At 64.2% G+C, this 12,141-nt stretch carries 10 protein-coding genes and 1 pseudogene; 5 read left to right on the forward strand and 6 right to left on the reverse strand.

Annotated elements, in window-relative coordinates; all coding sequences use genetic code 11:
- Both E4Q23_RS18915 and E4Q23_RS18920 read left to right on the forward strand, forming a co-directional pair.
- A partial coding sequence (locus E4Q23_RS18915; RefSeq protein ID WP_169068085.1) for a diphosphate--fructose-6-phosphate 1-phosphotransferase occupies positions 1 to 1,561 on the forward strand: 1,561 nt, incomplete at its 5' end.
- A 181-nt stretch (positions 1,562 to 1,742) separates the two neighbouring features.
- Complete coding sequence (locus E4Q23_RS18920; RefSeq protein ID WP_272873717.1) at positions 1,743 to 3,068, forward strand: D-amino acid dehydrogenase; 1,326 nt, start codon at positions 1,743 to 1,745, stop codon at positions 3,066 to 3,068.
- 23 nt (positions 3,069 to 3,091) lie between these two features.
- Here E4Q23_RS18920 and E4Q23_RS18925 read toward each other — a convergent pair whose 3' ends face one another.
- Together E4Q23_RS18925 and E4Q23_RS18930 are read right to left on the reverse strand one after the other, a co-directional pair.
- Positions 3,092 to 3,949: an amino acid ABC transporter substrate-binding protein gene (locus tag E4Q23_RS18925; protein ID WP_169068087.1), complete on the reverse strand. Its 858-nt coding sequence runs from the start codon at positions 3,947 to 3,949 to the stop codon at positions 3,092 to 3,094.
- Between the two features lie 79 nt (positions 3,950 to 4,028).
- A complete protein-coding gene (locus E4Q23_RS18930; RefSeq protein ID WP_169068088.1) occupies positions 4,029 to 4,670 on the reverse strand; it encodes a hypothetical protein in 642 nt (213 codons plus the stop codon).
- Between the two features lie 372 nt (positions 4,671 to 5,042).
- Between E4Q23_RS18930 and E4Q23_RS18935 the strand changes: the two genes are divergently transcribed.
- Genes E4Q23_RS18935 through E4Q23_RS18945 form a run of 3 tightly spaced genes read left to right on the forward strand, consistent with a single transcriptional unit; the run spans position 5,043 to position 9,319 of the window.
- Complete coding sequence (locus tag E4Q23_RS18935) at positions 5,043 to 7,808, forward strand: nitrate reductase (protein ID WP_169068089.1); 2,766 nt, start codon at positions 5,043 to 5,045, stop codon at positions 7,806 to 7,808.
- 19 nt (positions 7,809 to 7,827) lie between these two features.
- On the forward strand, positions 7,828 to 8,838 hold the full coding sequence (gene ybiB, locus E4Q23_RS18940) for a DNA-binding protein YbiB (RefSeq protein WP_248595586.1): 1,011 nt from the start codon (positions 7,828 to 7,830) through the stop codon (positions 8,836 to 8,838).
- A gap of 58 nt (positions 8,839 to 8,896) precedes the next feature.
- Positions 8,897 to 9,319 carry an NUDIX domain-containing protein gene (locus E4Q23_RS18945; RefSeq protein ID WP_169068090.1) on the forward strand — a complete coding sequence of 141 codons (423 nt, stop codon included), beginning with the start codon at positions 8,897 to 8,899 and terminating at the stop codon, positions 9,317 to 9,319.
- Positions 9,320 to 9,403: 84 nt separating this feature from the next.
- On the opposite strand, the pseudogene E4Q23_RS18950 reads toward E4Q23_RS18945, so the two are convergent.
- The 4 genes and pseudogenes from E4Q23_RS18950 to E4Q23_RS18965 form a co-directional block, all read right to left on the reverse strand.
- Positions 9,404 to 9,688, reverse strand: a pseudogene (locus E4Q23_RS18950) (type II toxin-antitoxin system RelE/ParE family toxin).
- Positions 9,689 to 9,957: 269 nt separating this feature from the next.
- Positions 9,958 to 10,461, reverse strand: a complete 504-nt coding sequence (locus tag E4Q23_RS18955) for a hypothetical protein (protein WP_169068091.1) — start codon at positions 10,459 to 10,461, stop codon at positions 9,958 to 9,960.
- Between the two features lie 436 nt (positions 10,462 to 10,897).
- Positions 10,898 to 11,335: a nuclear transport factor 2 family protein gene (locus E4Q23_RS18960; protein WP_169068092.1), complete on the reverse strand. Its 438-nt coding sequence runs from the start codon at positions 11,333 to 11,335 to the stop codon at positions 10,898 to 10,900.
- Positions 11,336 to 11,346: 11 nt separating this feature from the next.
- Positions 11,347 to 12,141 (reverse strand): SDR family NAD(P)-dependent oxidoreductase, encoded by a 795-nt coding sequence (locus E4Q23_RS18965; RefSeq protein WP_169068093.1) that lies wholly within the window; start codon positions 12,139 to 12,141, stop codon positions 11,347 to 11,349.

The raw sequence follows: 12,141 nt of genomic DNA on the forward strand, positions 1-12,141 counted from the left end.
CGTCCTGAGCACCAAGGACAGCGAGGCCGTCGCCAAGCAATTCCCGAAAACGGTCGCCGCATCGGGCAATGTCGTACTCACCTCCGCGGGCAGCCGGACCAACCAGATCAAGGGCAAACGCGTCGCCGTCCTGTTCTCGGGCGGCCCTGCCGCTGGCGGTCACAACGTCGTCTGCGGCCTGAAGCGGGTTCTTGGCTTCGGCAACACCCTGCTCGGCGTCAAGGCCGGCCCCAAGGGCCTGCTCGAAGGCTCGCTGTTCGAAATCAACGATGCCGACGTTGACTTCGTCCTCAACACCGGCGGCTTCAACTTCCTCGGTTCGGACCGCACCAAGATCAAGAGCGACGCCCAGTTCGCGCAGGTTCGCGACACCTGCATCAAGCACAATCTCGACGCCATCGTCGTCGTAGGCGGTGACGATTCGAACACCAACGCCGCCGTACTCGCCGAATCGCTGTACCGCGGCGTCAAGGCCGACGGCTCCGGCGTTCAGGTCATTGGCGTACCGAAGACCATCGACGGCGACCTGCAACTCGGCGACCTGCTGGCGATCTCCTTCGGCTTCGATACGGCGACCCGGATCTACAGCGAAATGGTCGGCAACGTCCTGCAGGACACCGCCTCGTCGCTGAAATACTGGCACTTCGTCAAGCTCATGGGTCGCTCCGCCTCGCACGTCGCACTCGAAGTGGCGCTGCAGACCAAGCCGGCGATCGCCATCATTTCCGAGGAAGTGGCGGCCAGGAAGATGTCGCTGGCGAGCATCATCGACAGCATCGCCAAAGTCGTCGTCGAGCGCTCGCAGAAGGGCATGAACTATGGCGTACTGTTGGTCCCGGAAGGCCTGATCGAGTTCATCCCCGAGATGAACGCGATGATCGCCGAGCTCAACGACGTCCTGGCGCATGAGGCCACGGCTTTCGCCGCTCTCGCCGACGACAAGAAAGCGGCTTTCGTCGAAAGCAAGCTAAGTGCCAACAACGGCAAGCTGCTGGCTTCCCTGCCGCACTACATCGTCGACATGCTGCTCGCCGAGCGCGACTCGCACGGCAACCTGCAGGTCTCGCTGATCCCCACCGAGCAGCTCTTGATCGACATGACCAAGGCGCGCGTCAAGGAACTCGACGGCAAAGTCCCGTTTGCCGCGCACAGCCACTTCCTCGGTTACGAAGGGCGTTGCGGCGCGCCGACACTGTTCGACGCTGCCTACACCTACAACCTCGGCCTGACCGCCGGCTCGCTGATCCTCGACGGCCACAGCGGCTACATGGCGACGATCACCGGGCTGACCAGCGGCGGCGTGCCGCAGGCGATTCCGCTCGCCGGCCTGCTCAACATCGAGCGCCGCCACGGCCAGGATGAGTTCGTGATCGAGAAGGCGCTGGTCAAGATGGACTCGCCGGCGATGAAGTTCTTTGCCTCGCGGCGTGACGAGTGGGCCGCCAGCGACCTCTTCACGTCACCGGGTCCGCGCCAGTTCTGGGGCCCGACGACGCATCAGCAACCGATCAGCGTGGCCCTCAACTCGGGTTCCAATTCGCTGATGTTCAAGATCGGCTGATCGCGCCGTCGCCGGTGACAAGCTGGGGCCATCGGCTGACGATGGCCCCTTTTTCTTTTTCCCACACGGCTTATCATGGCCAGTCGCCCGACGGCCGGCGGTTGATGCCGCGTAATGGCACACGGCAGCAGATTCTCACAGGCAAGCCCGGCGAGAAGCCGACAGTCGGGAAACACCCTCATTGGCGGGCACCGTCCAGGGAGAAAGAATGCACGTAATCGTTCTTGGTGCCGGCGTGGTTGGCATCACCAGCGCCTACTATCTGGCGCGTGACGGCCATCAAGTCACACTCGTAGACCGCAACCCGGGCGCTGCCCTGGAAGCCAGTTACGCCAACGGCGGCCAGTTGAGCTATAGCTACGTGGCACCGCTGGCTGACCCAGGGGTGTGGCCAAAGCTTGTCCCCTGGCTACTCTCCCCGACCTCCCCGGTCCGTTTTCGTCCCCAACTGGACCCTCGGCAATGGCGCTGGTGCCTGCAGTTTCTCGCTGCCTGTCGCGGCCGCTGCAGCGCGGAAACGACCCGCCACCTGTTGCGCCTCGGGCACGCCAGCCGTCGTCTGATGCACGAACTGCTCATCCGCGAGCCGGGCCTCGACTGCGCCTACGCCCACAGCGGCAAGCTGGTCGTCTACCGCGATGCGGCGGCCCTGGAGAACGCACGCCGCCAGGTCGAATTCCAGCAAGGCCTGGTCGCCGACAGCGACTACCGCCAGGAGGTGCTCGACAGCGCGGCGTGCATCAATCGCGAACCGGCCCTGGACGGCCTGCGCCGGAAAATCGTCGGCGGCGTGCACACGCCGAGCGAGGACAGCGCGGATTGCTATCGCTTCAGCATCGGCTTATTGGCCAGGATGCGCGCCGCAGCGCCGGAAAACCGCTGCCTTTTTGACACCTCGATACAGGGTCTCAGAGTCAGACAGGGCGAAATCGTCGGCGTGGAAACCAGCGCCGGACTGCTGCAAGCCGACGCCTACCTCCTCGCCAGCGGCTGCGACAGTGCGCGCCTGGCGCGTCCGCTGGGCCTGGCGCTGCCGATCTACCCACTCAAGGGCTACAGCCTGACGGCGCCGATCAGCGACCCGAACGCTGCGCCGACCCTGAGCGTCACCGACTTCCAGCGCAAGATTGTCTATGCCCGCCTCGATGGGCAATTGCGCGTTGCCGGCATTGCCGATATCGGCGGCTACAGCCGCGCCATCGCGCCGCAGCGCCTGGCAACCCTGCTCGCCGAAGCACGTGCCGCTTTCCCTGCTGCGGCCAATTACGAGCAGATTGAGGGCTGGGCCGGCCTGCGACCGGCGACACCGAGCGGACGGCCGATCCTCGGCCACAGCCCGTACCGCAAGCTGTGGCTGAATGTCGGCCACGGCGCACTCGGCTTCACGCTGTCGCTGGCCAGCGGCCGTGCACTCGCCGACCTGATCGGCGGCCAGTCGCCCTTCGTCGCACTCGACGGCTTCACCTTGCCCGGCGGGCCGGGCAAGGCAGGCGCAAGCGCGTGCTGAGTGCTTGCGCCCGGCCGGACGATCTACTCGGGCAGAGCATTGAGAAGGACCATCACCTTCAGCACTTCGCCCGGGTTGCCAAGCGGCCCGAACCATTTCTGGAGGACGGGGCCGATTTCGCCAGTGCGATACAACTGTGCCAGCGAGCGATCGACGGCCAGGCGCATGTCCGAATCGCGGCGCATCATCAGACCGTAGGGCTCGTAGGTAAACTGATTATCACCGATGGAGTATTCCGTACCGCCGCCACCGAGCAGCGCCGTGGTGATCAATACCGTGCGATCCGCGGCATAGGCGGTCGCCTTCTTGCTCTTCAGGGCCGCCAAGGCTTCCTTATGGTCCTTGACCTTGAGCACCTGCAGTCCCAGATTCTTGTCGGCGGCGAGTAGGTCCATTGCTTTTTCGGTCGTCGTTCCGGCGACGACGACAATACGCTGCCCCTTGACATCCTCTAGCGACTTCGGATTTCCATCGCGGAGAAAGAGCATGCTGGCGCCATCGACAAAAGTCGTCAGGCTGAAGTCAAAGTCCGCGCGGCGCCCTATCGTCTGGGTCGTGTTGCCGCATTCGATATCGATATCACCATTCTTCACCGCGTCGAAGCGGTTTTCTGCACTCACCGCCACCCACTCCACTTTCAGATCCGGAATACTCAACTGCTTGGCAATGTCATCAGCCACGCGCAGGCACAGATCGACGCTGTAGCCCATTGCCTTCTTGTCGTCGCCAACGAAGGAGAACGGTGGCGAGTTCTCCCGGTGGCCGAGCTTGATGGTCGACGTTTCCTTGATTCTGTCCAGAGTGGATTGATCAGCCGCTGCCGGGGTGGCAAGAAAACATGAAGCTGCGACAGCGCCAGCGACGAGAGTGCGAAATATCATTTTCAGTCCTTGGTTAGAAGCCCATTCGGGCCATTAAAAAACAACAAGCTGCCAGATGACTGGCCGTTCGCAAGCGCGTTCAGCCGGCGATGAATCCCTGTTTCTTCAATTCGCCATCAATGAGGCCCGCGACCTCCTTGATCAGTTGCTGACGGGAATCCGGACTTACCGATTCGGTGGTCATCGTCCACAGCATCTTCCCGCCTGGGATTTGGTAAAGAATCGTCTCGATCATGTACTTGCTCTCCTGATAGGTATAGCCGGGAACGGTATATACCGAAGCGTAGGCAAAGGTGCCATAGCCGTAGAAAGACCCGTATGGCCCGAGCATCGTCGGCGCCAGATAGGTCTGTGGCGGCATATAGACATTCTCTTTATCCACCGAGGCCAGGCGCGCCGTCAGCGCACCGTCGAAGCCTTCCTTCTGAAGACGCGCGGCGATCGCTTTCTCGTTCTGCGCGTTGATCTCCTTCGCCTCCGGGAAAAGCGTATAGCTCGGCACCCCCTGCGTGCCCTTGGGAAACGACGCCGCCAGACGATCCTCGGCCGTGCGCCGGGTGGCGTCTTCGCTCGCCGCGACGTAGATCAGGATCTTCTTGAGCGCCGCGCCGTGATAGCCCGGATCGCGCCACTCGGAGATCACCGAAGTCGATGAACAGGCGACCAGCAGAGCCGTGAGAAGCGCGGCAAACAGGGTGCGGCGGAGCAGGCTGAAGCGCATGGCATATTTCCAGATTGAGTGAATTGGGGAAAGAAGTATAGCCCAGGGTTTGTCACCCGGCGACCGGGTGAGGCAGTGAGTATTTTCTCGAGTTCCCCGTGTTTGGGAAGAATTGCAGGCCAGATATCAGAACTTGGCGAATTTCCACGGCTGGAAATACTCCGCCATTCGATAATGTAGCGCGCACGGACAAAATGAGAAGCGGCGGACTCGCCGGCGCAATTCCCCACCGCCCCGTATCAAGGCACGCACTTGCCTACGGCGCACCACAAAAGGGCTGGGGCGCCCACAGCTGAGCCCTTGCTTTATCCAGATCAACGACTTGCCTCCATGGCACGGCTTTTGCTAGGCACAAGCAGGAGCAAGAAAACCATGATCAAACAAGTCAAATCCACCTGTTGTTACTGCGGCGTCGGCTGCGGGCTGCTGATCGAAACCGAGAACGAGCGCATCGTCGGCGTGCGCGGCGACCCCGCGCATCCGGCCAACGCTGGCCGCCTGTGCACCAAGGGCGCCTCGCTGCACCTCACGGCGCGCCCCGATTATCGCCTGCTCTATCCCGAGTTGCGTCGCGAGCGCGCAATACCGCGCCAGCGCGTCGGCTGGGACGAGGCGCTCGAGCATGCCGCCGGGCGCTTCGCCGAGATCATCGCCGCGCACGGTCCGGACAGCGTCGCCTTCTACATTTCCGGGCAGCTGCTCACAGAGGACTACTACGTCTTCAACAAGCTCGCCAAGGGCCTGATCGGCACCAACAACGTCGACACCAACTCGCGCCTGTGCATGTCGTCGGCGGTGGCCGGCTACAAGCAGACGCTCGGCGCCGACGCGCCACCGTGCTGCTACGAAGACATCGCCGCCACTGACTGCCTGCTCATCGCCGGCGCCAACCCGGCGGTCGCCCATCCCATCGTCTTCCGCCGCATCGAAGATGCGCGCGCCGCCAATCCCGATCTGCGCATCATCGTCGTCGACCCGCGGCGCAGTGAAACCGCCGCCATCGCCGACCTGCATCTGCCGCTCAAGCCAGGCACCGACATTGCCCTTTACAACGGCCTGCTGCACGTGCTGCTCGCCGAGGAACTGGTCGATCGCAACTACATTGCCGCGCACACCGAGGGCTTCGCCGCGCTGGAACAGACGGTCGCGGCTTTTCCGCCGGCGGTGGTGGCCGAAATCTGCGCCCTCGCCGAGGCCGAGATCATCCAGGCCGCGCGCTGGTTCGGCAAGTCGGCGGCAGCGCTGTCGCTGTACTGCCAGGGCCTCAACCAGTCCTCGCACGGTACGCACAACAATGCCGCGCTGATCCACCTGCACCTGGCCACCGGGCAGATCGGCCGGCCCGGCGCCGGCCCCTTCTCGCTGACCGGGCAACCGAACGCCATGGGTGGCCGCGAAGTCGGCGGCCTGGCCAACCTGCTTTCCGCACATCGCGACCTCGCCAACCCCGAACACCGCGCCGAAGTCGCACGCCTGTGGGGCCTGCCCTCGGTTCCCGCGCAGCCCGGCAAGGCAGCGGTGGAACTCTTTGCCGCACTCAAGCGCGGCGAGATCAAGGCGGTATGGATCGCGTGCACCAACCCGGCGCAATCGCTCCCCGACCAGAGCGAAGTGCGCGCCGCCCTCGAGGCTGCTGACTTCGTCGTCCTCCAGGAAGCATTCGCCAATACCGACACCGCGGCCTACGCCGACCTGATGTTGCCGGCAACCACCTGGGGAGAAAAGGAAGGCACGGTCACCAACTCCGAGCGCTGCATCACCCACATCACGCCTGCGGTGTCGCGGCCGGGTGAAGCGCGGCCCGACTGGGAAATAGTCGTCGACTTCGCACACCGGCTCGGGGCCCGGTTCGGCCAGCCGCTGACCGGGCAGCTGTTTCCCTACGCCAGTCCCGAGGCGATCTTCAACGAGCATCGCGAGAGCACACGCGGCCGCGATCTCGACATCACCGGCCTGAGCTATGCGCTACTCGACAGCAGCGGAGCGCAGCAGTGGCCGTTCCCCGAAGGGGCGAGCAGTGGCCGCCAGCGCCTTTACGCCGACGGCGTTTTCCCGACCCCCTCCGGTCGCGCCCGCTTCGTCGCCGTCGAGCACCTGCCGACCGCCGAAAGCACCGACGAGAGGTATCCGATCAGCCTGCTCTCCGGCCGCCTGCGTGACCAATGGCACGGCATGAGTCGCACCGGTACCGTCGCCCGCTTGTTCAATCTCGACGACGAACCGCTGCTCTCGATGCACCCCGCCGACCTGCGCCAGCGCGGCCTGGCCGGCGGCGATGTGGTGCGCGTCGGCAATGCCCGCGGTCAGGTACATGTGCGCGTCAAACCCGACGATGGGCTGGTGCGCGGACGCGCATGGATGCCGATGCACTGGGGCAGCCAGTTCATGAACAGCGCCGGCGTCAACGCGCTCACCCTTTCGGCGTACGACCCGTTCTCGCAGCAACCCGAACTGAAGCATGCCGCCGTCGCTGTCGAGCAGGCCGAGTTGCCGTGGCAACTGGTCGTTCTGCGCAAGGCGGGAAGCGGAGAACTGGCGGCGCTGACCCTGCTCGCCAGGGCGCGCAGCCTGCTCCCCGAATTCGCCTTGGCCAGCGTCGGACTCTACGGACGCAGCGAAGCACTGGTGGTGTTCCGCGCGGCACACGGCGAAGCACTCCCCGAATCCCGCCTGCGCGAGATCGACGCGCTGTTCGGCCTTGACGCCGACGCTGCGGCGGCGATCGTTTACGCCGATCAGCGCCGACAGATCAGCAAGCGTGCCCTCGCCCCGAACGGCAAGCTGATCGGCATTCGCCTCGCCGGCGAAACACAGGCCCAGTCGTGGCTCAAGGAAGTGATGGCTGCGGAAGCCGAAGGAAGCGATGCTGCCGAGGCGGCGCTCGACCCGGCGCTGATCCGCTGGGCGGTCGCACCGATCGGCAAGCGGCCGGGCAAGCTGCCGCAGCGCAGCCGCATCGTCTGCAATTGCGCTGACGTCAGCGAAGCACAAATCAAGGCCGACCTCGAAGGCGGCGCCACGCTGGCAGTCCTGCAGGAAAAGCGGAAATGCGGTACCTTCTGCGGATCGTGTCTTCCCGAACTGCGGCAGATGGTCGCCACTCAGACCCAGCGCGCCACCACCGAAGTGGTTTCCTGAAGACACTATCGGAGGCGGCATGGCGGCTAGCGAAGGGATAGAAAACATGAATTTGGCGGCGGTCATCAGGGAAATCGGGCGCGGCGCAGCAGGCGCCCGCGACATGTCCAGCGCAGAGGCACAGGCGCTCTACGCCGCGATTCTCGACGACCAGGTGCCAGACCTCGAACAGGGTGCGATCGCCATCGCCCTGCGCATGAAAACCGAGACCATCGACGAGATGGTCGGCTTCCTCGCTGCCGCCAACGAACGCCTGCCGAGCCTGGCTCGACCGGCCGGTCACCTTCGCCCGGTACTCATCCCCACCTATAACGGCGCTCGCCGCAGCGCCAACCTGACTCCCTTGCTGGCGCTGCTCCTGCAGCGCTTCGGCGTGCCGGTGCTGGTACACGGTCTCAGCGCCGACTACGGACGCGTCACCAGCGAGCAAATCTTTGCCGAGTTTGGCCTGCAAGCCTGCAGCAGCCTGGCGCAGGCACAACTGGCGATCGACGAATACGGCCTGGCCTACGTGCCGCTGCCGCTCATCTCTCCCGGCCTCGACCGACAACTCGCCTTGCGCAACCGCCTCGGACTGCGCAACAGCGCCCACAGCCTGGTCAAGATGCTCGACCCCTTCCGCGGCGAAGCCTTGCTGTTGGCTGCGGCGACGCACCCCGACTACATCACCAGCATGCGCGCCGTCCTGAGCGCCGCAGGCGCGCACGCCCTCCTCCTGCGCGGCAGCGAAGGCGAACCTTTCGCCAACCCCAAGCGCCGCCCGCTGATCGAACATCTGCACGACGGCGTCAGCGACATCCTCTTCGAAGCCGAGCGCGACAGCCTCAGGAGCCTGCCGCAACTGCCCGAGACCTGCGATGCCGGCGCCACCGTCGCCTGGATGCACCGCGTCCTCGCCGGCGAAGCCTCGCTACCATTGCCAATCGCCAATCAACTCGCCTGTTGCCTCTACGCCTGCGGCCGGGCCAGCAACTTCAATCACGCGAAAGCGCTGGTGGCCATCGAATGCGCCGGGCTGGCGATTGTCTAGCGCGCGGCCACAACACCCGACAAAGCCCCCAGGCAACACGGAGACACGGAGTACCCACATGAAGCGCCAAAGAGCCACCGTCATCGTCGAGATCGACGGCAAAATCCTGCTCGTCGAAAACCGCGGCGGAATGCTGCTGCTACCCGGCGGCGGCATCAACGCGGACGAATCGCTCGCGCAGGCAGCCGCCCGCGAACTCGCCGAAGAAACCGGCCTGCTCTCCGATGCGCTGCAGTTCCTCTTCAGCCACGAATCGCAGACCAATTGCCACCATGTCTTCCGGGCCAGCGCCAGCGGCGCAGCGCTGGCGGGCGATGACGCCATGGCTCTACACCTGCTCGGCGAGCATGATCGGGCGCTGGTCATCAGAATGTCCGCTGCCACGCGGCTGATCATCGAGCGCTTCGAGCGCACTCGCGAAAACGGTCAGTCCCCGGGAGACTTTCTCGACGGCAAAATAGCGAGCGCGGAATTCACGTAGCGTCAGGCCAACGGCCAGGCTGCCGTTGCCGTTGCTGGTAATCGCGATCAGCTGACACGCTTCTGCCAATACCGCGCCTGTGAGTCACCAGCGCCTGAGCGGTTTTCGGGAGGTATGAAACACACGCAGGATTTCTATATGGTCGGCGCTGACGCGATACGGAATCAACTAACGCGTTCTTGGCACAGGTAGTTCGCGCGTTCCGGGTACCCGACCAGGCCGCCCCAAAGCGGGATGCTGCGCCAGCATGGCTACTGCATCGAGAATGCGCCCCACAACCACGCGAGCTGCTGCAGGGTCTTCGGCCGAGATATAAGACGCCTCCTCGTCGAGGTTCCGTAGCGCAGTGCGCAACCAACGGACTTTCAGGTCCTCTTTCCCTGCACGGCCCGCACGTCATCATCGCTGGCGAAGTCCCCGCATCTGCTTCCGCCAACCCCGCCTTGACATCGCCAATCTGCCATTCATTGACTTCTACATAGTCGCGAATCGCCAGTGCCAGTGCCAGTGCCAGTGCCAGTGGCTATGATTGCCTGACCTTACGTCCACTCGTGGGTCTGACGAACTCGTTGCTCCCTTCGGACACGCCACCTGGTGCGAGAAACTATGCAAGTCGGCTCACAGCAACTTCAGCCACATCATTTCCGCCGGCGCGGCGGCCTCGCGGGAGCTTCGGGCAGATCGCGGATGCGGCGCAGCCACAGAGCGCTGTCCGGGTCGGTGCGTGCGAGCACGGCTTGACGATCGTCGGCTTCGTCGACTTGCGCCAAGGCTATCAACAAGCTCGCCGATGTCGGCGCTTGCGGCGAGATGTGGGCAGTCAGCAAACCGGCGACGTCACGGAGCAGCCCGGGGTCGCGATAATGCTCGGCCAGGCCGGAAACGAGTTCGCCAAGCCAGATCTCCCAGCGATTTGCCCTCTCGTCACGCGGCTTACCGAGATCCCATGTGACCCAGCGTGCAAATGCGGACACGGCTTGTGGTAAGGGATAGAAAATCCCCGCATGCAGGGCTGCGGGTGCCGTGGAGGCTATACTCGGTCCCTCAGCAACCGAGTAGGCCACCTCGAAGCCAGCCAAGGCCTCGCCAAGCGCTTCCCGATAGCGACCAAGTTGATGGAGGGAGTGTGAGGCTGGTCTCATCACGCAGAGCTTCGGCGCCCGCAAGCAGAGGGTTGTCATTAGCCTGGCCGACGCCGACCTGCTTCAGGAATCCGAACGGCCGACGCTGATCATCCTCCATGACGTGCTGGCGTGGAGTGGACGGGCGCGAGCTCACTGCAAGCCTTACCGGCTGGGTCGAGAGTATGTTCGTGGCTGACGCCTCGGGAACTGCGGCATTTCAAAAAAGGCCGCGCCCCTACCGGCAGTTGCTCGGCGAAGTCCACGCCACGCTCTGCCCCCGTCGCTAGTGTAGTGTTGCGTTCTTGATGAGACGTTCGGCAAGCATCTCCCACCCTCCGTCATTGCGAGGGGGCTGGTGTGGCGGCGCATTCACCATTAACCATTCACCGTTCCCGACGCGGCCTTCAGCAAGCATGACAGCCGCCGTGCATGGTGACGCCGGTCGCTTGCCAGCTCAGGCGGCCAGCCTCTTCTTCAGGAAGCGCATCAGCCAGCCGATTCCGGACAGTTTTTCGTAGAGTTCTTCGGCGGCGTCCCAGTAGTCGCGATGCCAGACGACCTTGCCTGCGGCATCGAACTTGAGATGCGATGCGCCGCGGATCACTTGCGCCTCGCCGCCGCCCCGCGCGAGCACGCGCCGGAAGTGCATCTCCCAAACCAGCAGCGCGCCGTTTTCGGCGAGCACTCGTTCGCGCACCACGAAACGCGGTGCGCTGAGCTGCCTGAACATATGGGTGAAGATGCCTTGGATCGAGACAACGCCTCGCACCTCGTTGAAAGGATCTTTGAAGAAAGCGTCGTCGGCGTAGAACTCCGGGAAACGTGCGACGCTCACCGGGCTGAGGTCTTCGTAGAAAGCAATCAGGGCGTTTACGCTGGCGGTGTTGTTCATGGCGGTTTCCATCACCGCTCGGCCAGGCGGCGAATCAGCGGGAAGTAGAGACGGTAGGGTAGATGCGCGAGCAGCTTGAGCACGCGCGTGAAACGTTTCGGGTAGTGAATCTCGAAAACGCTGCCGGCAAAACCGGCGATCGTCGCCTTCGCCGCCTGCTGGGGAGTCAATAAGGCGGGCATGGCAAAATCGTTTTTCGCGGTCAGTGGCGTGGCGACGAAACCGGGGTTGATCAGCCGCACGCCAATTCCTTTTGGCTGCAGGTCGAGATAGAGCGCTTCGGCGAAATTGATCAGCGCTGCCTTGGTCGGGCCGTAGATCAGCGACTTCGGCAGCCCGCGATAGCCGGCGACGCTGGCGACGAAGCCGATCTGGCCCTGGCCCTGTTGCAGCAACTGCGGCACGACGCAAGCGGCGAAAGTCAGCGCAGCGACGAAGTTCACGTCGACCATGCGCTGCGCGGCGGCGAGATCGATCTGCCAGGCGCGCATCGGCTGGTAATCGCCAGCGACGTAGAGCGCCACATCGACGCCGCCCCACGCCGCCAGCAGTTCGTCCCAGGCGGCGCGCAGACTTGTTTCCTCGACCGCGTCGCAGGGCAAAACCAAGCTTCGCTCGGCGGCCGCAGGCGCATCCGTCGCCGCCACCCCGGCGACGACCTCGGCCAGGCGGCTGGCGTTACGCGCCGAAAGCGCGACACGAGCGCCGCGCGCCAGCAGTTCAACGGCCAATGCTGCGCCGATACCGGTGGACGCGCCGAGCAGCCAGACGCGCTTTGCGGACCAGTCGTCGATTTGTGGATTCAT

It is taken from the genome of Candidatus Accumulibacter phosphatis (assembly GCF_012939955.1).
Classification (GTDB): Bacteria; Pseudomonadota; Gammaproteobacteria; order Burkholderiales; family Rhodocyclaceae; genus Accumulibacter; species Accumulibacter delftensis.